26 protein-coding genes and 4 tRNA genes are annotated in these 24,862 nt (G+C 38.0%); 5 read left to right on the top strand and 25 right to left on the bottom strand.

Annotated features, from left to right (window positions below):
* The first annotated feature begins 58 nt into the window (after positions 1–58).
* Both ABKW31_RS05970 and ABKW31_RS05965 read left to right on the top strand, forming a co-directional pair.
* Positions 59–601, top strand: a complete 543-nt coding sequence (locus ABKW31_RS05970) for a DUF2062 domain-containing protein (protein ID WP_348615650.1) — start codon at positions 59–61, stop codon at positions 599–601.
* Positions 602–828: 227 nt separating this feature from the next.
* Complete coding sequence (locus ABKW31_RS05965) at positions 829–4,044, top strand: SNF2-related protein (RefSeq protein ID WP_348615362.1); 3,216 nt, start codon at positions 829–831, stop codon at positions 4,042–4,044.
* A gap of 117 nt (positions 4,045–4,161) precedes the next feature.
* On the opposite strand, the gene ABKW31_RS05960 is transcribed toward ABKW31_RS05965, so the two are convergent.
* Positions 4,162–4,581, bottom strand: a complete 420-nt coding sequence (locus ABKW31_RS05960; protein WP_348615361.1) for a DUF1801 domain-containing protein — start codon at positions 4,579–4,581, stop codon at positions 4,162–4,164.
* 165 nt (positions 4,582–4,746) lie between these two features.
* Between ABKW31_RS05960 and ABKW31_RS05955 the strand changes: the two genes are divergently transcribed.
* On the top strand, positions 4,747–5,172 hold the full coding sequence (locus ABKW31_RS05955) for a DUF805 domain-containing protein (RefSeq protein WP_348615360.1): 426 nt from the start codon (positions 4,747–4,749) through the stop codon (positions 5,170–5,172).
* Between the two features lie 224 nt (positions 5,173–5,396).
* Here the strand turns inward: ABKW31_RS05955 and ABKW31_RS05950 are convergent, their stop codons facing one another.
* From ABKW31_RS05950 to ABKW31_RS05935, 4 genes are all read right to left on the bottom strand, one after another.
* Entirely contained in the window at positions 5,397–5,816 is a 420-nt protein-coding gene (locus ABKW31_RS05950) for a hypothetical protein (protein ID WP_348615359.1), read from the bottom strand.
* A gap of 356 nt (positions 5,817–6,172) precedes the next feature.
* A complete protein-coding gene (locus ABKW31_RS05945; RefSeq protein ID WP_348615358.1) occupies positions 6,173–6,775 on the bottom strand; it encodes a DUF4202 domain-containing protein in 603 nt (200 codons plus the stop codon).
* A gap of 796 nt (positions 6,776–7,571) precedes the next feature.
* On the bottom strand, positions 7,572–8,549 hold the full coding sequence (locus tag ABKW31_RS05940; RefSeq protein ID WP_348615357.1) for a hypothetical protein: 978 nt from the start codon (positions 8,547–8,549) through the stop codon (positions 7,572–7,574).
* Between the two features lie 571 nt (positions 8,550–9,120).
* Positions 9,121–9,294: a hypothetical protein gene (locus ABKW31_RS05935; RefSeq protein ID WP_348615356.1), complete on the bottom strand. Its 174-nt coding sequence runs from the start codon at positions 9,292–9,294 to the stop codon at positions 9,121–9,123.
* A 220-nt stretch (positions 9,295–9,514) separates the two neighbouring features.
* Between ABKW31_RS05935 and ABKW31_RS05930 the strand changes: the two genes are divergently transcribed.
* A complete protein-coding gene (locus ABKW31_RS05930; RefSeq protein ID WP_348615355.1) occupies positions 9,515–10,423 on the top strand; it encodes an HNH endonuclease family protein in 909 nt (302 codons plus the stop codon).
* A gap of 167 nt (positions 10,424–10,590) precedes the next feature.
* Complete coding sequence (locus tag ABKW31_RS05925; protein WP_348615354.1) at positions 10,591–11,535, top strand: hypothetical protein; 945 nt, start codon at positions 10,591–10,593, stop codon at positions 11,533–11,535.
* 161 nt (positions 11,536–11,696) lie between these two features.
* Here the strand turns inward: ABKW31_RS05925 and ABKW31_RS05920 are convergent, their stop codons facing one another.
* The 20 genes from ABKW31_RS05920 to ABKW31_RS05825 form a co-directional block, all read right to left on the bottom strand.
* Positions 11,697–12,632 carry an HNH endonuclease gene (locus ABKW31_RS05920; protein ID WP_348615353.1) on the bottom strand — a complete coding sequence of 312 codons (936 nt, stop codon included), beginning with the start codon at positions 12,630–12,632 and terminating at the stop codon, positions 11,697–11,699.
* 421 nt (positions 12,633–13,053) lie between these two features.
* On the bottom strand, positions 13,054–13,233 hold the full coding sequence (locus ABKW31_RS05915; RefSeq protein ID WP_348615352.1) for a hypothetical protein: 180 nt from the start codon (positions 13,231–13,233) through the stop codon (positions 13,054–13,056).
* Between the two features lie 129 nt (positions 13,234–13,362).
* Positions 13,363–13,650: a hypothetical protein gene (locus ABKW31_RS05910; RefSeq protein WP_348615351.1), complete on the bottom strand. Its 288-nt coding sequence runs from the start codon at positions 13,648–13,650 to the stop codon at positions 13,363–13,365.
* A 476-nt stretch (positions 13,651–14,126) separates the two neighbouring features.
* The gene (locus ABKW31_RS05905) at positions 14,127–14,369 is read right to left on the bottom strand and encodes a hypothetical protein (RefSeq protein WP_348615350.1); all 243 of its coding nucleotides are present in this window, start codon (positions 14,367–14,369) and stop codon (positions 14,127–14,129) included.
* A 254-nt stretch (positions 14,370–14,623) separates the two neighbouring features.
* Entirely contained in the window at positions 14,624–15,700 is a 1,077-nt protein-coding gene (locus ABKW31_RS05900) for a hypothetical protein (protein ID WP_348615349.1), read from the bottom strand.
* Positions 15,701–15,992: 292 nt separating this feature from the next.
* The gene (locus ABKW31_RS05895) at positions 15,993–16,358 is read right to left on the bottom strand and encodes an HGGxSTG domain-containing protein (protein ID WP_348615348.1); all 366 of its coding nucleotides are present in this window, start codon (positions 16,356–16,358) and stop codon (positions 15,993–15,995) included.
* Positions 16,359–16,671: 313 nt separating this feature from the next.
* On the bottom strand, positions 16,672–17,100 hold the full coding sequence (locus ABKW31_RS05890) for a hypothetical protein (RefSeq protein ID WP_348615346.1): 429 nt from the start codon (positions 17,098–17,100) through the stop codon (positions 16,672–16,674).
* A gap of 8 nt (positions 17,101–17,108) precedes the next feature.
* A complete protein-coding gene (locus tag ABKW31_RS05885; protein ID WP_348615345.1) occupies positions 17,109–17,357 on the bottom strand; it encodes a hypothetical protein in 249 nt (82 codons plus the stop codon).
* Positions 17,354–17,599, bottom strand: coding sequence for a hypothetical protein (locus ABKW31_RS05880; RefSeq protein ID WP_348615344.1), 246 nt, complete (start codon positions 17,597–17,599; stop codon positions 17,354–17,356). Before ABKW31_RS05880 ends, ABKW31_RS05885 begins: the two co-directional genes overlap by 4 nt.
* On the bottom strand, positions 17,596–17,907 hold the full coding sequence (locus ABKW31_RS05875; RefSeq protein ID WP_348615343.1) for a helix-turn-helix domain-containing protein: 312 nt from the start codon (positions 17,905–17,907) through the stop codon (positions 17,596–17,598). Before ABKW31_RS05875 ends, ABKW31_RS05880 begins: the two co-directional genes overlap by 4 nt.
* An 11-nt stretch (positions 17,908–17,918) precedes the next feature.
* A complete protein-coding gene (locus tag ABKW31_RS05870) occupies positions 17,919–18,173 on the bottom strand; it encodes an AlpA family phage regulatory protein (protein ID WP_348615342.1) in 255 nt (84 codons plus the stop codon).
* A gap of 92 nt (positions 18,174–18,265) precedes the next feature.
* Positions 18,266–18,841: a hypothetical protein gene (locus ABKW31_RS05865; RefSeq protein WP_348615341.1), complete on the bottom strand. Its 576-nt coding sequence runs from the start codon at positions 18,839–18,841 to the stop codon at positions 18,266–18,268.
* 24 nt (positions 18,842–18,865) lie between these two features.
* Positions 18,866–20,110 carry an integrase domain-containing protein gene (locus tag ABKW31_RS05860; protein WP_348615340.1) on the bottom strand — a complete coding sequence of 415 codons (1,245 nt, stop codon included), beginning with the start codon at positions 20,108–20,110 and terminating at the stop codon, positions 18,866–18,868.
* 163 nt (positions 20,111–20,273) lie between these two features.
* Positions 20,274–20,360 (bottom strand) — tRNA-Leu (locus ABKW31_RS05855).
* Positions 20,361–20,403: 43 nt separating this feature from the next.
* Positions 20,404–20,477: transfer RNA gene (locus ABKW31_RS05850), tRNA-Cys, on the bottom strand.
* A 116-nt stretch (positions 20,478–20,593) separates the two neighbouring features.
* Positions 20,594–20,668, bottom strand: a tRNA-Gly gene (locus ABKW31_RS05845).
* A gap of 209 nt (positions 20,669–20,877) precedes the next feature.
* Positions 20,878–21,438: a CDP-diacylglycerol--glycerol-3-phosphate 3-phosphatidyltransferase gene (gene pgsA / locus ABKW31_RS05840; RefSeq protein ID WP_348615339.1), complete on the bottom strand. Its 561-nt coding sequence runs from the start codon at positions 21,436–21,438 to the stop codon at positions 20,878–20,880.
* 93 nt (positions 21,439–21,531) lie between these two features.
* Positions 21,532–23,358 carry an excinuclease ABC subunit UvrC gene (uvrC, locus tag ABKW31_RS05835; protein WP_348615338.1) on the bottom strand — a complete coding sequence of 609 codons (1,827 nt, stop codon included), beginning with the start codon at positions 23,356–23,358 and terminating at the stop codon, positions 21,532–21,534.
* A gap of 3 nt (positions 23,359–23,361) precedes the next feature.
* The gene (uvrY, locus tag ABKW31_RS05830) at positions 23,362–24,006 is read right to left on the bottom strand and encodes a UvrY/SirA/GacA family response regulator transcription factor (RefSeq protein ID WP_348615337.1); all 645 of its coding nucleotides are present in this window, start codon (positions 24,004–24,006) and stop codon (positions 23,362–23,364) included.
* Between the two features lie 662 nt (positions 24,007–24,668).
* Positions 24,669–24,760, bottom strand: a tRNA-Ser gene (locus ABKW31_RS05825).
* Positions 24,761–24,862: the final 102 nt, after the last annotated feature.

The following is a 24,862-nucleotide window of genomic DNA, read 5'->3' as shown; positions in this document are numbered from 1 at the left end:
TTTACTGTCCATAGTATGTAGAAATAATAATCCCATCAGAATGTAAGTATAGAGAATTATCCTGAAAAAGTTTATTAAGCGCTTTTTACCTAATCCACACACGGTTAAGCAACATAAAGTATTGCTGGTTTTTGGTACCTTGCTGCATGATCCTAATTTATGGCATTTAAATCGCCGCTCAGCTGCCGGAGCCTTTGGTATTGGCTTATTTTTTGCGTTTTGGCCGGTACCCTTTCAGATGTGGTTAGCCGCTGCAGTGGCAATACCTTTAAGAGTCAACCTGCCACTGGCAGTCGCTACCGTTTGGTTAACTAACCCCTTTACTATGCCGCCTATTTTTTATGGAGCATATTTGGTTGGCGTTAAAGTACTCGGCGCACCAGAACAAAAATTTACCTTCCAACTAAGTTGGCAGTGGGTGTTAGAAAGTGTTGAAACCATTGGCCCTGCATTTTTATTAGGTTGTGGTATTTGTTCAATATTTTTTGGCTTGCTGGGATATTTCAGTCTAAATTATATTTGGCGCTGGTCAGTAGTAAAAGCATGGCGATTGCGGGTAGAAAAGAGACGAGAATGTAAACAAAATAAGCTAGGATCCTAGTTTTCAAATTGTCATTAGTCGAAGTTTTATAGACGATTAACATCGCAACATCCCCAAAAAAAGTCATTGCAAAAAAATTAGCTCAAATCCATGTTATAATACGCGGTCAAAATAATGAGTGGTATTAGACCCTCATTTATAGCTCAACTACAACGCAACCAGTTTAATCGACTTTGCGTACAGTTACTTCTCAATTACCCACTAGCCTTAGGTTTCTTGATTTAAACATGTTTAACAAAACAATTTTACACGCTGCATTTAGTAAACAAACTTGGACCAAGGGAGAAAGACTCTATCAAGGTCAATATGTGGTAAGTGCCGCTGTGAGTGATAATATATTAAGGGGTTCGGTTAAAAGTGAATCGCACCAAAACGAAACGTATCTTACACGCTTTGAATACAAAGCTAACACTGACAGTGTAAAAGCTTATTGTAATTGTTATCTGCATTTTGATTGCAAACATGCCGCCGCACTGGCTCATTATTATCTCAAACATATGCATGTCAATGTCGCTTCAAATCACCATATTGAAGAATGGCTAAACAAGTTTTCAGGCCAACAAACCTTAAGTTTTCAAAGTGAAAAAGCCTTGCTGTATTTTCTGCGTGAAAACACTTACTCGCCCAATGACTACTTACAACTGACGGTTAAAACTTCGAGTCAAAAAAAGAATGGCGGTTGGAGTAAAACATTAAGTTACGAATATTTAAATAGCGATCTTATTGAGCAATCTTTTGTTAATGACCAAGACGTGCAAATTATAAGTAGTGTAATACGTGGTCGCCATATTTCCGATGCCATAGAACAACATGATACCTTGTTACAATTGATCAACACTGGCCGATGTTTTTGGCAAGATGAAAGTAATCTCAACCATGCAATAACCCTAGGTACTCCCTTAAAAGGGCATTGGCAATGGCGAAAACTAGGCTCGGCACACAAGTTACATCTGCAACTTGACCATCCTTCTGCTGAGCTTATCCGCGTAATTAAATCACAACCGATTAGCTACTATGATCCTAGCAGTAACCAGCTTGGTCTAGTAGAAACCGACCTAAACAGTGAATATGACGCTGAATTTTTGCATAGCCCCGCTTTTTCTGAAGAAAAGTTGCCGTGGATATTAAGTAAATTAGAAATGACCTTAGGCGAGATAGTCGAAAAACTGCCTAAGCCTCAATTAAAAAAAGGATTTGCCTTAAGTCGCCCTATTCCCCACCTTTATTTGGCCAGCCCTAATAAACAGCAAGCCTATAGCGCACAGTTAACATTGCAGTTTGATTATCAAGGCAACCTTGTTCATCCACTGGATAAACAACCTCAGGTACACGTGAGCGATGATACAGCTAAGCTCTATCGGGATTTTGCTTTTGAAAATAAGGTTATCGACACCTTACAAAAATGGCATTTTATGCCACCTGTGCCTTTATTTAAGAATCAAGATAATACCGATACAGATTATGTCATGAGCTTGCAAGGTCGCCATACGGTGCTGGCTTTTTTACATAACCAGTTGGCAGTATTAAGGGAAAAAGGCTGGGACATAAGTTTTGACGACAGTTTCCAATACGAAGAACTAGAAACTGACAGTGTTTTTGATGCTGAAGTAAAACAAGAAGATGGTCACGACTTTTTTTCCATCGGTCTTAATTTACAAATTGATGGTCAAAGTATGGCGGCTTTTCCTATTTTACTTAGTGCTTTAGAACAATTACCCAATGATATATTGCTCAATGATCAAGATTATTTAGACACTGACAAAAAGATTTTTGTTGATATTGAAGACGGCAAATTTATTGCTTTGCGTTATCAAAGTATTCAACCACTGCTTAAGCAATTTGTTGAGTTGTTTATGCCTGGTGCTTTGCAAAAAGATGGCACCATGCGGCTTTCCCGTTTCCAAGGCCACCAAACTCTCAGCGAATTAGATAATCAAGGGATCATTACTACTGGCGCTAACAAATTACGTCAACTTGCCGAAAAACTGCGTGACTTTGACGCCATTCAAACTGTTGCTGTACCAAAGTTACTATTAGCCGAGCTGCGCGAATATCAACACCAAGGTCTAAATTGGTTACAGTTTTTGCGTGAATATGAACTTAACGGTATTTTGGCCGACGATATGGGTTTGGGTAAAACCATTCAAACCCTAAGTCACTTACTGGTAGAAAAAGAGCAAGGGCGATTAAAAGGACCCACTTTAATTATTGCCCCGACCAGTGTGTTATTTAATTGGGCTAATGAAATTGATAAATTTACCCCAAGCCTTACTTACGTTGTGATTAACGGGGCTAAGCGTCAGGAAGATTTCGATACGCTAGAGCAATTTGATATTGTTATCACCAGCTATCCGCTTTTATTAAAAGATAACGAACTGCACCACAAGCAACTTTATTATTATTTAATTCTTGATGAAGCGCATTACATTAAAAACCCTAGTACCAAGCTTTACCAAGCGGTGTTAAAAATAAAGGCATCCCATAAACTGTGTTTAACTGGCACGCCAATGGAAAACCATTTGGGTGAATTCTGGGCCCAGTTTAACTTTTTGTTACCCGGCTTTTTAGCGGGTTATAAACAGTTTAGTAAGCTATTTAAAACACCCATTGAAAAACATAACGACCATGAACGTAAAGTCATGCTTAACCAACGCATAAAACCGTTTATTCTGAGGCGCACCAAAGAGCGGATCGCTAAAGAATTACCTGAAAAAACTATTATTGTGCAAAAACTACAATTATCAGGCAAACAAGCTGAGCTATATGAATCAGTGCGCCTGACCATGGACAGCCGATTAAAAGAAGTGATTGCTCAAAAAGGACTGCAACGCAGTCAAATTGAAATTCTCGATGCATTGTTAAAACTGCGCCAAGTGTGTAATCACCCGCAGTTACTGTCGCTACCCAGTGCTAAATTAGTTACACAGTCAGCTAAGCTTGAATTTTTGATGGAAACCCTACCCGAGATGATCGACGAAGGTCGCAAAATTCTCATTTTTTCGCAGTTCACTAGCATGCTAGCCCTAATTGAAGTTGAACTAAAAGAGCAGAATATCGCTTTTGTAAAACTCACAGGTAGCAGTAAAAACCGCCAAGAATTGGTTGAGCAATTTCAATCTGGCCAGGTGCCAGTTTTTTTGATCAGTTTAAAAGCTGGTGGCGTAGGTTTAAATTTAACCGCTGCAGACACAGTTATTCATTTTGACCCGTGGTGGAATCCTGCGGTAGAAAATCAGGCCACTGATCGTGCTTATCGTATCGGGCAAGACAAACCCGTTTTTGTTTATAAGCTCATCATCGAAAATTCTATTGAACAAAAAATTCAGCAGATTCAAGAGAGAAAAGCCGAGTTGGCCAATGCCCTGTTATCCGAAGAAGTCACGCAAGGTAAACTAAGTTTAACTAATGATATTCTTACTAGCCTGCTGGCGCCTTTGAGCTGAGCGATAGATAGATAATGTTGACCTTAGCTTAAATTAAGCTTTTGGCCCTAATAATAGGGCCAACTGAGTCTAGACACAAACGTGTTAAGTCATAATGCGGACGGGTAAATAGTCAAGTTAGTGAGGATAGCGTGAGTTCATTTCCGCCCAAGACGCAAGAATTAGTTGTTCTAGTACCGCTAAATCTACATCGGTTAATTTATTGATATATAGACATGATTTACCGACTGTATGTTTTCCTAATTGAGATAATAGTTCGGCATGCTTAGAAAAACCCGCCATGATATAAACGGCTAAATTTTGCTTACGGGGAGAGAATCCTGTGCGCATAAATTGCTGAGTTTTATTATCAGTCGTTTGATAATGATAAACGCCATAACCGACGATGCTTTGCCCCCACATCAGGGCTGGTAGCTGAGTAATATCACTAAACAAACGTTGCAAAACTTCTGCATCCAGCCGACGTTGCTCATGCTCAAGGCCACTGATGAAGTCATCAACTCTGCGATCGATTACTTGAGTTTTAATGCTAGCCATTACCTTGCCTTCTTTATCTGGCTCAATTCTCTAGCTTAGAAAATTATCCAACAAGGTGCAAAATATTTTATTGCAGGCTTATTAAAATACCGTGTACTATGTTATTAACTGATTAGATAAATATCAGTACTACTACGAAAAATAAGACTACGTCAGGGAATTACAATGACAAACGAAGTATATGCAAGTCCTGAGGCAAATTTACAAGAGCCTCAAACGGAAACTCAAACACTCACAATCAAAGAAATACTTTTTTCATTTAAGGGCCGAATTGGCAGAAAAACTTACTGGCTCTCATTACTCGGTACCATTTTGATTTATGCAGTGTTTGTAGGAATACTTACTGCAATGACAGGTGGAAAATCAGAGCCCAGTGGAATTATTATGGTGCTTTTTGCGCTACTTTATATTCCGCTTATCTGGATATGTTTAGCAATCCCTATAAAACGCTGGCACGACCGCAATAAATCAGGCTGGTGGATCCTAATTGGGTTTGTTCCGATTATTGGCGCTATTTGGAGTTTTGTTGAAAATGGCTGCTTATCAGGTGATGAGGGCCCTAACAACTATGGGCCTGTGCAAAAGCAATAGTAATTAATCAAAAGTGAAACCAGCCATCTGCATAGGTGGCTTTTTTATGTTCATTTTATAGTATCGGGGATAACTCGTCTTTTAATTGCATCTTGAAGGGATGTTCATGACACAAAGTAGTCCTCATACTTCCTCTTCACTTAGTGAACATCAGCTTGTGATAGCGTTGAAGGCTTTACCACAGTCAGAGTCTATTACTAATGTTAGGTTTTACTCTTTATATTCTATAACGTTTCTAAGTCTATTGAATTATTGTTGCTTCGTTCAAACCCTCGTGCTGCCAGCCAATCTAGTGCATCAACCTGTTTATCAAAACGCCGAATAGACAAGTTACCTTTTACACCAGCTGTTGCTTTATTAAGAATAAATTCTTTTAAATGGTCAGGACTAAACACTTCTGCACAAACACTCATTCCTTTGCTGACTAACCAACTTACGGTTCTTTCAGTAATAAACTGAGATTGAGGTGTACCTAGTTCCCATTCATCAAAAAACAATAAATGCGCAAAATTAGGTACCGATATACCAGCCACAAGCTCCCTAACCTCCTCTGCGTAACGCAGTGCTGTGGTGCCAGACCATTGCCCCTGAATGTGGGAAATGAGTATTTGTCCATCTAAAGACAATTTATAATGGCCTTTCATTACCTGAATACCTAAAACTCTATTATGCACTCACTATACTACAATATAAGGCACAAAGATGATGCGTAATTAACCCACCTAAGTGCCCAAAAGCAAAATGGCTAGCTGTCAAACTAGTAATTATTAAAAATCGAACATACATCCGCCGCTCAACTAAACTTTTTTTAGTGCAACGACTGAGTTCCTACCAGGCTATATTTAATGTCTTTCCCAAACTAAAGCCTGTCAGTGAGACTTAAAAAAATCAAAGTTATTTTGCTCATCATTTCATTTAATTGAAAACTAAGCTCCTAAGAACTCCTTTCAAAGTTTAGCAGATTTGCTCTTATTATCTGAGATTGGTTTAGAACTATTGATTATGCTTTCACAGCTTTTAAAATTACTGGCGTCAATGATTCTGGTAGCCTTATTTTGCCAGCTAATACAAAAGCATGGGCATCTTCTGACATTTTTGCCCACGTTTTACGGATGATATCTATCCATTTTTGTTCAGTATAATCTGCATGTTTTGCGGCAAAATTCAGCAGGTAATGCTCCATAAACACCAAACCAACCACATCCTCGAGTAACTGAGTATCAGGATTTGATTTGATACCCACTTTGGCCACGGCATTTTTTGCCCGCTCAATCTCTTCTGCATTAAAACCCGCTTGCAACATCACGTCTGCGACTTTATCGGCATGGAAAATATAAAGGTCACTACGCCAACGATGATATCCCTGTCTGTCCATAGGATACGCACTGCGAGGAGATTGCCAGCGCTGAATATGTTGACCGCGGATTGCTAGCTTTATCACATAGTCAGAATCACTTCTGTAACGTTCCAACATGTTAGACATACGCTGACTATAGAGGCGCTCTTTTGGCCAATCTTTGCCCTCAGCGTGTTCAATATTTGGATCTTGACTATTGGCTCTATCGATTAGATTAACCGCGTGTTCATAAGCAGCGAGGGTCATGGTGCACTCCGTGAAAATAAGTGGGTCTAAAATGGTGTAAGTGAATATGTTAACCCGAACCTAAATAGTATGCGTATTGATTTTCACGGCGTCATGAAATTAGTAAAACTAACACAGAAAAACTTTTAAACGACTAACTAGATATTGTGTCGAAGTGAAAAACATTATTTTGGACTTGTGGCTTTGGAAGTGCCGAAGATTAAACTGACTGAAACGTTATCTACAAAGCTTTAAAACACAATCTAACACCGCGTAGGTGTGTTTGCGAAAAAAGAACAGTATAAGAATTGGGATTTGAATTTAAAACTTAGAAATGGTGCCCGGAGCCAGATCAATTTATAGAACTTAAGCTATTGTTTTTAATCAATATAATAAATTATATTGATAGCAATGTTACTTCTAGTGTTACTAAATATCCTTTTGTAACCTTTTAAATTTACATACTGCTCTGACCAGAAAAAATTTTTAGGATTTAGTCATAACCTACCTCAGAGCCATCTAATGACAAGACCTTACTAACATCATGTATTTGAGGAAATAAATTTTGTCCATGGGTAAATATATTAGGTTTTTAAGAAAAAATTATATTGGAATTAATTTCTATATGAAAATGCCCACAATGATGTGGGCATTTTGATGTTAATACTTAAAGATTAGATTGTCTCTGTTGAGTTCATATATATTATCCTTCCACCTCTGGTCTAAACCTACTTTACTTAGAGTAGTATCTTTTTATTAAGTTTCAATACTAACAAATATACATAAGTGTAATTACCTATGTCTAGTAAAATTGCAGTTATATTATAGATTTTGTTATTACAAGCATATATCCCTGCCCGGGTAATAGCAAGTCCCCGCGTTCAGCTAAAGTCCAACTTAGGTAGCCGTCGTAATGCTCTATTGAATCATCTGTATCGGCACCTAATCCGAATTGCTGAAAAAACAAATTGTAACCCTCAGTAATCCTAGCTCTTACGCTACCACCTTGAATATACCTACTGATAATTCCATGAACAAACGGTTCATCAGCTAAGTTTTGCGAATATCTTATAACCCTCACGATGTTAAATTTACTACCATTAATGTTGGAAACGTCAATTTTTAACCAATAAAGCCCCTCATCCTCAACATCCATATAAAAATGTTCATCCGTGATCTCAAATTTTTTCCCATTTATCATTACTGAAATTAATTCGACTTTATTTTCTTTATTAAGCGGTCGAATGCTTTGTTTAAATTCAATTTTAGGGCAGTTTAGATTTTTAATTATTTCAGCTTGGAATTTGTTGGTAATAGAAATTTGATTATCATCTAAAACTTTAATGTCATAATCATGAGAGTAGTCTGTAAAATGATACTGTAGCTCTTCATCAAAAAACTGTTCTTGAATCTTTTTTGTTGCCTGAACATGAAAATCAGGTAGCACTGATTTTAGTCGAGATTTTGTTAGTAGAGACCATCTACCGCTAACATCTGCTATCTCATTTAGCTCTGCAGGGTCTGTAAAAACTGTCAATATATGTTTTTGGAACAAGTTAGTAAACTGCCAAGACTTCATGATTGCTGCGAAGACGCCTGCTCCCAAAATTGCACTACCGCTACTGAACATGACCTCACCCAGAAATTCTAAATATACATTAGTGATTAGCCTAAGCAGTAACCCCACTATAATGCAGAAGATCCCTGCCGCTAACATTATTTCAACTGTGTGTTTTTTAACTAAAGAAACGGCCCCCTCATAAAGGTAATTAAATACTGTTTTCGACTTTCCCATTTTTTATTTCCTTATAAGAATCTAAATAATCCAACTTAGTTAAGTGTATTAAATATAAAAGCCTGTGGAAAGGTAAAAATTAGTTACAAAGCTCGAATTAGTACAAAATATTTCTAAAGTTGCGGGAGTATAAATAAATGGGGGCTACGGTGTTGCAAGTCAAAAGGTGGAGGGATTTTGGGTGCCCCTCCCTGTTAAGTTGGTTGTGGTATTGCCTCGCTCAGTTTAGTTATTGAATTTAGCCTAGATTAGATTTTCTATTTTCTCCGCTTTACTTTTAGCCTTGCTGATTATTAATTGAGATGCTGCATAGAATCTGGTCCAGCGACAAGTAGCCCAAGTATCGAAATAAACAAAAAGTAGAGTTTTAAAATTCTGGCACAAGGCGTTTGTTGCGCTGCTACGTACCCATGTTGTTATCTAGTCAGAGGGACCCATAATATTTTTAGCCATACCAAATAACGACGATGAAATGACTTCGGTAATTTTGCTAGAAATGAATATGTGCGCTGCTACGTACCCACCTAGCAAAGGCCTAGGGAGGACCCTATAAATATTGATTCCTCAGTTGTTATCCTGCTTTCTTCAATTGGCATTGCTCAAGATACAAAACAGCCAGATCTACACTTCCAAAGTTTCGATTAATCATTCGTTTGGCGTGTGCTGCTGCTTCTGGTTCTGAATTTAAACCAAGTAATTGAAGCCAAGTTTTTACTAGAAGGGGGGGTGGAGTATATGCGGTCATAACGTTCTTCCTTGAATAGTTTGAATGTAAATCTAGTTCAAGATTTTTTATTCGTCAAATATTTTGACCTGCAACTAAACAACAACCCAACCCTAAATTAATTCGTAACTAGAGCTGGTTTACGCTGCTACTTACCCGTATAAATTGAGATTATAGGAAGTACCCTTTGTTCCTATAACGTGGCAATATAACTGCCTATATCGCTTTTCCTGAGTCAACAATGTTTAACTCTTCATCAATCAAATTTCTAAGATTATTCTTTTGTTTATTCGTTGCCGTTTACAACAACAACACTGTCCTAGCCAATACCAGCAGCGAACCCGAAGTAAAACAATCAAGTTCAGGTATTTGTCACGATAAAAGCAGTGCATCATTTGAACGGACTAAGAACTATAAACCGTTTGATAATATTGCTGACTGTTTAGATGATGGTGGACGACTACCGAAGGGCAAAGTTGAACAGGTAAAACAATCATCATCAGGTATTTGCCATGACAGGACTAGCGCCTTCTATGAAAGGACTAAGAATTTTAAACCGTTCGATACTATAGCGGCTTGCATTGATGCGGGTGGACGTTTACCAGAGGGCAAAGTTCAACAAGTCGAGAGAGCTACTGCAGAAGCGATTGAGGAAAACAGGGCCTTTGTCACGCTTTATAACAGAGATGATTGGCCGCATTGGTTGGACACAGATAATGATTGTCAGAACACTAGACACGAAATACTAATTCAAACATCACTTAAACCAGTTGAGTTTAAAACCGTTAATCAATGCATCGTTTTGGGTGGTGAATGGTACGACCCTTATTCTGGTGGTACGTTTACTACATCGAATGATTTAGACCTTGATCACATTGTTCCTTTAAAGTTTGCACACGGTCATGGTGCAGATGGTTGGAGCAGAGAACGTAAAGCAATGTTTGCCAATGACCTTGATAATCTAATACTCACTCATGCTACTTTAAACAGGCAAAAAGGGGCAAAAGGACTTGATGAATGGCTTCCACCTAACCATTCCTATAGATGTGAATATATAAGCCGTTTTAATGCTGTAATGGAAAAGTATAGCTTAGCTTATATTCCTTCAGAAAAACGAGTAGTCAATAACATGGTTAACGCTTGCCTTTAAATTCCAGATTGTAAAACATTACGTTATTGACGAAGATATTAATTTTATCTAAAGTAATTATTCAAAGGATGATGTGACTATTTAGATGGACCTTAAAATCAAATATTCTCTCTATGTTGTAAGCCTATCTTTTGTGTTTCTTAAATTATTTAACACAAGGATATACCATGAAAAAACTTCTATTAATTTCCTTAACTTCATTATTTTTTAGCAATGCTTTTGCTGAAGACGAGGATAAATACAACCCATCTCAATCCGCTATTTTGTTTAAAACAAGTAATATTTGTCATGCTGAGAATTTAGGTAATAGCTATAAAAATATGCTGGCGAAAGCTTCTGTAGGAGGCGCTATCTATGAGTTAAAAAATTCACTTACAGAGTGTATAACAGATGGGGGGCAACTCGATAAGCGCTACTCAAAGCACTTTCCTGAATTGGAACTTATGGCAACTCAAATTGCAAAATCAAAACAAAAAGCTAAATTAGAAGCAGAATTAAATAAAGCAACTCCTGATCCAACTGTAGTGAAAGATACACAAGAGGCTATTGAGATAACTCAAAAGCTAGAAAATAAAAACGAGGAAAAAGTCAAAGAAGTTCAGGAAACGGCAGAAAAAGCGAAAGAAGATGCAAATAAATTTTACGGATTTAACTGGGCGCCCGGTATTGCAGTAATGAGTTATGACTCAGCTTACATAGATGATGTAAGAATTGATTCGACTGGTGAAGGTGATGCAAAAATCAATAAAGTCTATATTGATAGGGAGGTCAAAATGAATTTAGCAGTCTTACTTGAGACCCACTATTTATGGCCTTGGAAAGTTGATTCAATTGCCAGAGATACAGGGATTGGTTTTTTTGCAGCCACCAATTTAGTAAAACAAGAAGGGGCCCCTCTTAGTGTGTTTGCATTTGGTCCTATGTTTTCAGTTAGGGATAAAGATAGTGCTAACGGCTTTTCCGTCGGAATTGCATATTTTGTCGATACAGACTTCAAAGTTCTTCGTGATGATTTATCTGATGGTGATATTACAACTTATGAAGATACAGCTAAAATTATAAGAAAAGTTGATGAGTCAGGTTGGCTATTGATGATTTCTTCAAAATTTTAAATTAACATCAAAAAACTTCAGGCTTTGCTATCTTCGAAGGCCTGAAGATAATTTATATTAGAATATTCATAGTTTATGAGTAAAAAATTTTACAATGAATAAAATCAAAAATAATTTGTCGTAAAAACCTCGATTGTTGGAGGCGGAGTACTTGATAAGATTTAGTTACTTTTAAAGATATTTTCTCGGTGATATTTCATGTAGTAAGCTTGCTTATCATTGAACTTGGCAAATTTACCCTTTTTGACAGCTAAAGCATTCTGAACCTGATTCGATAGTTCTTTTGAAAATATGATTTCCCCATGTTCATTAAAGGTTATATAGCCTTTGTCGAATAAATGGTCTATGTGCGGTGCTAGAAGAAGTCCATTATTTCCATCCAATCTTTCTTTATTTGTCGCGTAACGCCAAGGCTTAATGTGACTTGCTATTAGGTGAGGTTTTTCACTTATTTTAGTCACAGGGCAAAAAGGACTAATTTTCTCAACTCTCGTTCTAAATATTCCCTGACCAATCCGTGATTTAACAAGTTGTTCCTTTTCAGTTGCATTTAAGAAAGTACTAGTTTCAATATCGGTTAAAATAGACTCTTCTTCCTTTTGCTTAGTTAATTCCAAATTCAATCCCGAAATTAATTGTAAGCTCTCTTCTCCTATTAATAAGTTGAGTACATTTGCTAAAGGGCCTTCAATTGGAAAAAGATAAGCTTGATTTCCTCTTCCAGATTTTGGGTTTATTGGGGAATAACGACTCGGAAGCACTGGCTTTAGCTGCTCTAAGTGACTACTTGGTCTAATTACATTATCTAACTTGTGAAACTCAACATCAATACGCCACCCATCATCTTTTATCCACTCATTTTCAGAGTTAATATGCGTTTTTGGAATGTTCGAATTATAACTTTTAGATTGAATTATACCAATTGCAGATATTTTGGTTTTTGCGAAGGAATATACAATATCACCGGGCATTACCATTTTCATATTGTCATAATATGGGTTTTTACCTCCGTTACGGTTCGTCTTTGGAGACCAAAGAAACCCTCCACTAATTTCGTGCATACAAGTTTTTGAATGACTTACCCACCAATACTTCATAGCGTTAAAACTCCTTTTATTTACTTAAACTAAGCATTCAATAAAAGCAAAAATTTTGCAAATTTGTCGCCAATTGATTCAATTTGCTTTTGTTGTCTACCAATTCTTTTTTATAGACGGGAATTTCTTTTTATCACTAAAGCTTCGAGACTGATTATACCGGCACTATGGGAGGCAATGACGTCCTCGCTTCCCTTAGCTGCGATGGTGTAAGTCCTTCTGCCAAGCGTTTGGCGTAATATTCCTTCTGACTTAGCCTTTTCTTCGGTGGGGTTATTTGATTTGAAGTAGTTGACATAATCTTGTACCTTACTTTGATTGTCTCTAACGTTTGATATTACATCAAGTTGTGCTGAGTAATCAGCAGTTAACAATCTTCTTCATAATCTTGTAAAACAGGCAACTAACAAAAGTTATTCCATCAACTAAAAAATGCAATCAGTTTTTCTTTAAACGTACGTTTATAAGGTGTATAGCCATAGTTGATATGCAAGCCACTCCAATCAGTTCTGGTGGAATTATCAATTTCGCTTAGCTCATAAATTCGACCACCAGTAACGGTGCGCTTTACGTTTTGCTCATCAAGGTATTGTTCCGTCATTGTATAGGCTCTCACGTTGTTTTATGACCCTTTTAAGGCGTCAAAATGAGGTTATTTAGCTGATTAAATCGTTTTGTGGTCTATTTGCCTAGGTTTGCATTTAAAAATGCTTTAAAGCGAGTTACTAGACTATTTAAGTTTTTTACCAATAACGGTAACGCCTCCACTACTCGCTATGCTAGAGCCGTCTCGCATGTGGAAGCAAATAAAGTCGTCATTAGTTTTATCATCTGGCCTAGTGGCGATCTTGTTGTTCACATGGGGTTTGTAGTCGTCTTGTAGTTCAGTGACCACTTGCCGCTTCAACTTTCGGAACAGTATAACTAACTTTGATTTTGTTGGTCTGTCTCCAGGTTGGATTGTTGCGTAAGCTGATTTTTCATTAACAGGTGTTTTTTTATCTGAGTTATTGGTCATGGCTCTTGAACATTCCTTTTCAATTATATGGTGAGAAAGGTTAACGCCTTACCGTAACCTTACCGTTTCACAATTAATTTAATTTACCCAATACACTAAAATCAACCTCAAGTTTTTACAGGTCAACATAGGTTTTTTTTGTTTTGCATGAAAATCATGGCAATTAATGAACGGGCAAAGGTTGGGGTAATGTTAGTGTTTACATGGGCTTTGACCTTGTCCTAATATTGCCGTCAACATGGGGTTTGGTCTATTTACAACGAAAACAATTGTCAAAACTTCAAAGGATTTGTTTAACCAATAACGTTACCGTTCACATGGGCTGTTTTTTACTGATATAAATGAAATTAACGTCGCATACTAAAAGGCTCTAATGTGGTAATTCCTGCCATTTAACTGTTACTTTTTGACAGTCTCAAAATAGCAGAAACAGGCTTACAAGTTTTGCGCTTATATCCGGTTACTAAAACTTTACGCTATTTGTCATTTACATTTTTAGATGCAGATTCAATTGCTGATCTATTTTTAATTTCGTTAATTTCTTTTTGAACACAATTAGCAAAACTGTCGGTCGATTCCGCGAAACCATATTTACTGCAAGATTCTTTTGCAAGATTTAATAATTTTTGATCATTTTCAGCTTTTATTTGTTTTAAAGTCTCACAACCAGACAACGCGATTACAGCGCAAATTAAAATAAATGATAATTTTAGTTTCATATTAATCCTTCAAACAAGAGCAAAATTAGATTGTTTTGCTAAACGTTATTGTGTAGATGTTTCAGTCATGTCTCAACGCCCACACTTTATAATTTTTAACAATTTGGCATAGCAACAAAAAGTAGGAAAGAATTAATAGCAACAAACTTAGCTTACTTTTAGGGTGTTATTTTGAAGTACCAGTAATCTAATTTAAGTTTGCAATTCCTATCACGTATCATATTAAGACTTCTCCCAAATAAGGCATTAAAAGGCTATAAAGTGAAATTGCAGGAGGCAATATTTTGTTTAGGTTCCCACGTTACATCATCTAGCTTATCGTAAGTTATTTCCTTTCGCTTGTAAGTCCTCTTAGGACGCTTGCCAAAAAAGTACCCTTGTGGCTCATATCTTACTTTGCCAGCCCAAAGAACTTTTTGATTTCCGTCGACAATTTGATCTATGTACCCCATCTTGTTGGTATAAGTACATACCTGATCACCTAGCTTGTAAGATGTTGCATTTCTATTGTCCCAAATACTCGTTTTGACAGCTACGTACCCCATATAATCCACATTAGCTTTTGCTTCCATTTCTGTCTTTCTTTCTCTGGCATCTGCAAACCTCGCCCTGATTTCGTTACCGCGAGGTAATCTGACTTCCTTCGCATAGATAACAGCGTTATGAAGTTGCTCATTAATTAAATTTGTTAAAGTTTCTTCTCCTATGTAGATGACAACTTGTTTGTCAAACGTTCCGACTAGACCAACGGCGATAGCTTCTTTAATTTTTCCATCCAGTGAGCACATGAATAGATAATTTAGGTCTTGTACTTCAGAGCCAGCTTTGTTGAGTAATTTAACTCCGTAAACATTAAGATCTTTGAGATATAAATTTTCTCCAGAAGTGTTAAATACTTCCGGCGCTCGTTTACCATCAGGAGTGATTAGTTCTACATCAGGAGCCCCATTTAAAAGTGTTGTTAGATCTTCTATCGTAATATCATAAAGCCTTGGATTAAAATACTTACCTCTAAAAGCTATGGACAATGAGCCAACATTATCAAACTGGCCGGCACAAACGGATTTCAGCTCCCGTCCAAATTTCAGATTCACAGCATTATCGAACTCCCATGAATTACTTTTATTCTCGTACTCAAACCAAAGTGCCTTGCCATACTCACTTTGCACAATGTGCTGAGTGACACCGAATTTTTCAACCATACTTTTCATTACATCTAAAAAATTTTTGTCTTCGCTGAAGTTAATATTTTTAAATTTAACCGATGATTGACAAGCAGATAAAGTAATTAAAATTAGAGCAAGAAAAGATGTTAGCCTAGCAACCCTCATATATTATTCCCTTTTGTTTTCATTGTTCTCAAACTGATATTAAAATTCAATTATTTTCATCTCACAGCTTCAAACCGATACTCTGCAAAAATTAATTTATTTCTGAGCTAGGCAAGATAGTGTAAAAACTTTCCACGTTTTACAACAATTATTTAAAATAATGGGAGACCAATTTTAATTTTAGGGTAATAGAAACTTATTGCGACAATGACACACACGGTTACTTAATTTAAGATCCTCTTTTCGCTTAAACCAGTCACTCTAAATATAAAATATGTAACTCTTCTGCAGGTTATTGGGTATTAAGCTTAAAGTTGGCTTTAAATTTAATTACAGGTTTTGACAAGTGTAAATAATGTTTAAAGTTATCAGTTACTTTTTTCTTGCCCTCGGGCGTCACTGGCCCAGTGCTAGCGCCTCCATGATACTTACATCGACCATTTGCCCAATTGGTGCCGTCATTCTTGCAAGGGTAACCTGAGCGCGTTTTAGCTTCGCATTTCATGCCATAGCAAAATTCAGGATAAGGTAAATGCTCTCTTGGTTTACCTCTATAGCCACCAGCCACCCATTCATCAAAACTAGCAGTAGAATCTTTGTAATGAGCCTTTAACGCTTTGACCTGTTTGGCTCGTAGTTCTGGGGTTGTTATTGGCATCGGTTAGCCTCTTTTTTGGTATTTAGTTTTTGCGCAAATTTTATCAAGACTGTTTTTTCTAATGATTTAAGTCTGTTTTTTAGTTGGTAATCATTGCCTGTGTTGTTACTTCTAAATACAGGTATGGTAAAGATATATAAAGGTGCCTATATTCTGGGGTTGGATGGTTTGTAAGCACTATCGATAAAAGCCAATGAAATTAATAATTACTTATTTACTCCATCCCCATATTCTGGTGCCGACACACTTCACAATCCCCATATTCTGGTGCCGAAAAGGGCTTTCCATGCCCATTTTCTGGGAGTAGCTTTTTTTATGCTGCCTTGTCATTTGTAACCAATCGCAATTCAATACTAAATTGTCTTGGCGGTGTATTAGTTGGCTTTATATCCATTTCAAAACCTTTTATGTCGTTAATTGGACGCCATGTTACTGCGTAGTAATTTGGCTGCTTTTTACCACGGCCAAACATACCAACTTTTGTGCAAACGATTAGATTTGCATCTAACAGTTCTCGCAAAGCATTTGTAATGGTGTCGCTACCTTTACCAAAGCCTCGTTTAATCAACTGAGCATGTATCGCGCATAACTTCCCGTTGTTGTGGCCATAACACTGCAAAGCCAGTTCAAACAAAAGTGAGCGAGCGCTGTACCCCAGTTTTATATAGTCGGGATGTTGCATTACCACAGCAGGAACACCAGCAAAGTGTCCCTTACTCTTTTGGTGTTTGATTTTTGCCATAATTAAACCTAGGGCTCAGTCGTGCCGTTAACGCAATCATTCACAATTGATAACTGAATAACACTTTTGGCTATCAATTGTTGATTACTTAAAGACTCGTTAGTTAAGTCGCTAACAATGCTTAAACAGGCGCATAGGTCACTTTTTGAAGGGTTAGGCAGTCTACCCGCACTCATCAATAAACTAGATAAACCTTGAAGCTGAGTAAGGCGCTTAACTTGCTTGTCCATCGTTAAAAACAGTTCAGGTTTTTTCATGCTGCTTCACTCAAACTATTCGACTTTGGCCTGTGGCAATACAAAGGGCAATTAGCACTGGGGCAAGCTTCGACTTGTTGTCGCCATGTTCCCTGCTCTGACTTGTCATATATGCAATCGTAACACTGGGCATTTATGGCTAATCTTAGCGACTTAGGATTTAACTTAGCCTTTTGTATCGGGGTAATTGTTTTAACGGCTATTTGCTCGTTTAAATCGGGCGTTACGGTACCAAAATTCATGATGCCACCTCGATTAATAAGTCATTAGCTGGTGGAACGTTAGATAAATAATATCTAGCAATGCCACGGTGCAAACGTCCGTCTGGTGTTCTTACATCTTCTCTGTGAGATTTGATGTCATGACCTTGTTGTCGAAGCTCAAGTAGTCTAGGAGCTGGCGATATAAATCCAAGATCTCTAAACTCCAAAGTATTGATTGATGGGGTACGCTTCAAGTGTGCTAAGATTTGATTACGTTGCGTTGCTGCGCTCGTATCTTTACTGTTAATTAAATCGCTGCTTACTTGGTTGGGAGTAGCGTTTTTCATTTCTGCTTCTCCTATGCTGCAAGCTTGCGTTGAGCAACTAAATCAGAGACAAGTAACTTAACTTCTGCGTTACTTTTCCCGGCTACCATTGCAGCTATTACAGCGTCAATTTCGTGCTGCAAATAACCTACTGCTCGTTGCCCTAAACTAATTGGCGGTGGCAGTAGGTTTTGATTTATGCGAGTGTGAAATGTGGCTTTAGAAATGCCAAGTCGTTTAATCACTTCTGGCTTGCGGTTGATGATCAGTTGAATATTTGTTTTCATATCAGTCTCACTATGTTGGTTAAGAACTGATATAGGATTTTAAGCATATTTTTTAACTTTTCAGCGGGGAAATAAATTTTTAATTTTCCCTACTACCAAATTGGGTCATTCGCAGCAGCGAATATATATTTCTCCGTATTATTTTCCTTTAAATACCGTTCGTACATTCTTCTTATCGTATCTACAGATTTTGAATTTTTATCCGCAACAATTTTAAAAGCATCCATTTTTTGAATGCCACGCTCTAAATGACTAAAGACATCTCTCAACATTTTGAACTTTAAATTGTCGTTTTTAACTCTTCCTCTTACCGGAGGTTTAATAAAGAAAGAGTCAACTTTATATTTCTTTTTTATTATTTCAGTTAACCCTTCAATCAATATTAAAGACAAAGTTTTTTGAAGCTCGATAGGTAATTTTTGTTCGTAATTTAGTACTGTAATTACTAATAGTTCATCAAAACCTAAACAGTATTTTTTCGGATCACTTTCTTCTTTAACGCGGCTATCTATTTCAGCAATCAATTTACGAACTATTTGAATGATACTATGGGAGTCGATAAGCGAATTAAAAAGTTTTAACAATTCAGGGTTAGCAAGCGAAAGCAGGTTCTCACCCAATATTCTACTTGGCTTTCTTTCATCCATTTCGTTGTCATTCATCATCATTCCCTATTTGCTGGTGGCTGATTACTAGTTTATTAATCTTAAAGCTTGCTTAGCATTGGCTAAGCTCATGTTGCCCATAGCGGCTTGCTCAATATGTGAAGACCACCATTGCATCATGACTCTGCGTTGCTCAAGGTATGTTGCCCGGTTATAAGCTGCCCTTACATTATCTTTGTCACCATGAGCTAATGCGGCCTCGATAACATCACGATCAAAACCTTGTTCATTCAAGCTTGTAGAAGCTAAAGCGCGTAAACCATGCGCCACAAGCCGACCAGCAAAACCCATGCGTTTAATTGCCATATTTGCCGTTTGTCTGTTAGCGGGTAGCTTGGGATCATTGTGTGATGGGAAAACAAATTTTCTATGACCACTTATTGGCCTAACTAATTCTAGTATTGCTAATGCTTGTTCTGAAAGCGGTACATGATGCTCTCTATCCATTTTCATGCGGCTAGCTGGTATGACCCATAACTTACGATCTAAATCTATTTCTGACCATTCGGCTTCGGCTGCTTCACCGGGTCGCACCATAGTATGTAACTGCCATTCAATAAGGCATCGAGTCACCATTTTAATACTGGCAAAATTCAACGCTTTCATCAGGTCAGGTAATTCACTGGGTAGCAATGTGGGACGATTTTCTACTTTAGCCGAAGGTATAAGCTGTTTAATACCACTGAGCGGATTATGGTGAACAATCCCAGCATTAACTGCATAGGTCATAACATTGTTTAATCTACTGGCTACCTTTCTCGCTATTTCCAAACTGTTGCGGTCTGTAATTTTCTTAATAGCTTGAATAGCCTTTGGTGCTGTTATTTGGTCAAGTGGGATTTTGCCTATATGCGGGAAAACATCTTTTTCAAGCGACTTTAGAATATTGTGTGCGGTACCTTCGGCAATAGTAGTTTTATGAACGGCCAACCACTTTAACGCCACTACTTCAAAAGTATTGATAGCAGCTTCTTGTTGCATCTTTAACGCTTCGTCCCTGTGGGATTTAGGATCAAGGTTATTAGCAAGTAGAGCTTGGTTTTCTTGTCTGCGTTTTCGAGCATCGGCAAGTGAAATAGTAGGGAACGAACCTAAACTAATGTTTTGGCGTTTCTTAGTGTGCGGATGAGTGTAGTTAAATAACCAAAGTTTTGAGCCTGTAGGCTTAATTCGAAGCATTAGCCCCTGCCCGTCTGCAAGGTTATATTCCTTGTCTTTAGGCTTTGCTTGGCTAACTTGTGTTGCATTTAACTGTGCGGTTTGACGTGCCATTGGTAACACTCACAATTTAATTTTTGCTTGATGTTACTAAGGATGTTACCTAAATAATTGGATAATACTAGACCCTATAAAACCATACTGGACCCTATAGGCCAATGAAAATGGTGTTTTAGATAAGTATTTGGACGTTATTGGATGGTATAAAAAGCGAAAATGGTGCCCGGAGCCAGACTTGAACTGGCACGACCTTACGATCGAGGGATTTTAAATCCCTTGTGTCTACCGATTTCACCACCCGGGCATGGGATACTTGCACTTTGCAAGTTGGTGCTGCTTTAGCGTTATGGAGGCGGAACCCGGAGTCGAACCGAGGTCTACGGATTTGCAATCCGCTGCATAGCCATTCTGCCATTCCGCCAAATTTAACATTTCAAATTTGGAGTGTCATCTGCTTGCAACTTAAAGCATTTATAAAATGCTATGCTACCTAGATAAAGCTCTGACAATAAATATTTATTATCACTTTTACAAATTTGGAGCGGGAAACGAGATTCGAACTCGCGACCCCAACCTTGGCAAGGTTGTGCTCTACCACTGAGCTATTCCCGCATCACTATTCTTGTCGCAGTGACTTAACTATTTAGTCTTGAATGACCGGTTTAATTAAGTTGCTTGCTGCTCCTCAAACTGTGGCGTGCATTCTACCTTCAAAGTATTAGCTGTCAACTACAAAAATGTTGTTTTATGACTGACTGCTTAATTTTTGGCTTATACGCCCTATTTTTAAACAAACTATCACTTCTAATGGCATCGTTTGGTTACGATTTTAAATCTTTCCATGCGGCTAAGGTGTAAACCACCATAGACCACAAAGATAAAATAGCCGCGAGGTACAAAAAGCCGTACCCCAAAGTCACCCAATAAATAGGGATACCCATAAAATATTGCATTTCTGATAGCAAACCGATGAGCGCTAACATCTGTGCCATGGTTTTCGCTTTGCCCGTAAATGACACTTTAACCAGTTCATGTTTACCTTGTTGGCCCATCCATTCGCGCAAGGCTGAAATATAAACCTCTCTAGCCAACAACAAAATGGCTGGAATAGTTATCCAAATGTTGGCATAGGTATGGGTAATCAGCAACAAAGCAGTAGCGACTATTAGTTTATCGGCAACCGGATCTAAAAACGCCCCAAAGGGAGTAGTTTGTTTTAATTTACGCGCTAAATAACCGTCGACCCAATCGGTTATGGCGGCAAACCAAAAAATAAACGCCCCTGCTTGGTGTGCCCATTTCCAATCCAAAAAATACACAACAACAAACACAGGGATCAATAAAACACGAATCATGGTAATAATATTTGGAATAGTCCACATGTGGTTATTTTTCACCCTAATTTTAACAACTTAAACTCAACGCCACGTTCTACCTTTATATGTTCAGTGCTACAAGCTTATTTTACAAATCAATTAATGATGAAGTTGGTCATAAATAATTTCTGCCAAGTCTTCACTAATGCCTGGTACTTTAGCTATTTCATCTTTACTGGCCTGTAATATACCCTGTAAGCCGCCCATATATTTAAGTAAACTTTGCCGCTTTTTAGCTCCAATTCCAGGGATAGATTCCAGTTTAGAGGTATTTTTATCTTTTTGACGACGTTCTCGGTGCCCGGTAATGGCAAATCGATGTGCTTCATCTCTGATATGTTGAATGAGGTGTAAAGCAATTGAGTCACCTGCCATGGGAATAGTCTGGTGACTACCAGCTAATATCAATGTTTCTAATCCTGCTTTACGACTAGTGCCTTTTGCAACGCCAATAAGCAGCGGTTTTTTACTTTGCGTCCAATTTTCAAAATAGTCTTCAGCTTGAGCCAACTGTCCCTTACCACCGTCAATAAACAGAATATCGGGTATTTTAGCTTCATCTTTTACATCACGATAACGCCTTGCTAGAGCTTGTGCCATAGCGGCATAATCGTCACCTGGGGTAATGCCTTCAATGTTGTAACGTCGATAATCAGTTTTATACGGCCCATCACGATTGAATACCACACACGAAGCAACCGTTAACTGTCCGGAAGTATGGCTGATATCAAAACATTCCATACGCTGAATAGGCTGCTCAAATTCAAGTATCTGCTCTAATTCTAAGAATCTGGCATAAACCGATTTTTGCTGACTCTGCTTAGCAATTAAAGCATTTTCGGCATTATTATTTGCGATTTGTAAATAGCGCCGTTTTTCATCTCGGGCACCTTTAAAAAACTGGATTTTACGCCCGGCTTCTTTACTGAGCAGTAATTCAATCGCTTCTTGTTCGGCTAACTCCTGTGGGATAACAATTTGTCTGGGTATCAACTTATTACCGGCCAAATAAAATTGCAAAATAAACGATTGAAAGACTTCTTCCTCACTCGACTGCGCAGGCACCTTTGGATAAAAACTTTTACTGCCTAGCAGCTTATTGTCCCGAATAAACAAGCCATATATGCTGGCAATGCCATTGCGATAGGCAAAACCAAAAACATCGAGTTCTTGTTCGTCGCCACTGACCCATTGCTGCTCTTGAATTTTATTTAATGCACTGATTTGATCGCGATAACGTGCCGCTTTTTCAAACTGTAATTGTGTACTGGCTCCTTCCATATTTTTGACCAAAGAATCAATAACTAACTTATTTTTCCCCTTTAAAAATAAACGGGCCAGTTCCACTTGTTGAGCATATTCTTCATCACTAATCAGGCCCTCTACACATGGCCCAGCACAACGTTTTAACTGATACTGCAAACAAGGCCGAGTGCGGGCGCGGTAATAGCTGTCTTCACATTGACGAATAGGAAACAAACGCTGCATGGTGCGTAAACTCTCACGCACAGCCCACGCACTCGGGTAAGGCCCAAAATACTCACCTTTGAGTTTACGCGGGCCTCTATGATTACTCAGGCGGGGATGCTCATGGGCCGAAAGAAAAATAAAAGGATAGGATTTGTCATCACGCAGCAAGACGTTGTAACGTGGTTTGTACTTTTTTATATAATTATTTTCAAGAATGAAGGCTTCTACTTCACTGTTAACTACCGTGACATCCATTTCATGAATTTGGCTCACCAATGAGCGGGTTTTAATGCTATCCAGATTTTTTCGAAAATAACTACTAACACGTTTTTTAAGATTTTTCGCCTTACCGACATAAATCACTTCTTGTTTCTGATTATACATCCGGTAGACACCCGGTTGGTTAGTCAGATTCTTTAAAAAGTCACTGTGATTAAATGCCTCGGGGCTTAACATAACTTAAAGTTGGTCAGAATTAATTAACTTGTTTCTGAGTGCTAGATGCGTCAATTCAACATCGTTAGAGACAGCAAGTTTCTCAAACATACGATAACGATGAGTATTGACCGTTTTAGCACTGATATTTAAAGATGCCGCGATATCGGGTACTTTTGCCCCTTTTGTCAACAGCAGCGCAATTTCTAACTCTCTCTCTGACAGCTGTTCAAAAGGATTGCCTTCTTTTAGATTCAATTGACCAATAGCAATCTGCTGGGCAATATCTGGAGACACGTACTTTTGGCCTGCCGCCACTTTTCGAATCGCGCGGATCATTTCTTCAGGATCAGAATCTTTAGTCAGGTAACCAAAAGCCCCCATTTGCATGACTTTGGCAGGAATTGGATTTTCTTTGTGGACTGATAAAACAATAATACGCAAGTGCTCTGAAAAACGCAGAATTTGTTTGGTGGCTTCTAATCCACCCATGCCTGGCATACTCATGTCCATCAACACAATATCAGGATCATTTTTACGACAGAACTTAACTGCCTCTTCACCATTGATTGCAACACCAATAACGTTAAAGTCAGCGACATCTTCAAGTATTCGACGAATACCTGTTCTGACTAATTCATGATCATCAACTAATAACAACTTTATCAACTTTTACCCCAACCATATTGCAAACAGCAAACATACAAAACAGATTAAAACTTTAGGTATAAAACAAGTTGCAGGATTTGAAAGACGAAAACATCCTAGTTAACAATAATTACAAATCTTTACGCGCATTTAAACTATCGATAAAAATGCAGACTGAGTCTATTCCAACCTAGAATAGTGTCACTCAGACCTTGTCCCTCATTTCTTGCGCAGCAATGCTCTATCTTGCAACGTATTCGCCATCGATTAGAACAATTTGCGACTAACTCTGGTTTAGTGGGTTCACCACCACAACGACAACGCGCAGGAACATGAGCAACTTGACTGATGTGATGAACTACACTTTTTTTCTTTTTTAAAGGCAACATAAGGGATCAGTGCACAATATAACAAGATGGGTTAAGCATAAGGTAACTACACCTAATTAAACAACCTAAAAATCAATTAAAGCCACTCTAAACCCATTACTGCTTAAGGTTTATACAAGGTTGGCGATGCGCACATAAACTTAAGACCTCTAAAGCACTACATTTTTATTTTATTATCAGGACATCCATGTTTATATTTTTTGACAAACAGCGGGAACGTCTCTCTTTCAATTAGCTAAGTTACTTTTTTTCAGACAATAAAAAACCCGCAGCAAGTGCGGGTTTTTTATAATATGGCGGAGAGCGAGGGATTCGAACCCCCGGTAGGTTTGACCCTACGTCTGATTTCAAGTCAGGTGCATTAAACCGAGCTCTGCCAGCTCTCCTAAAACTGTTATCTTCACATTTATTACGCTTGCTGTGCTTGCGCTATAAACTGTGGAGCGCATATTAATGACGTTTTTTTGCCTTGTAAAGTTTTAATTTAA

This window comes from Paraglaciecola sp. 25GB23A (genome assembly GCF_040012495.1).
Classification (GTDB): Bacteria; Pseudomonadota; Gammaproteobacteria; order Enterobacterales; family Alteromonadaceae; genus Paraglaciecola.
This window is presented reverse-complemented; position numbering and strand designations above follow the sequence as displayed.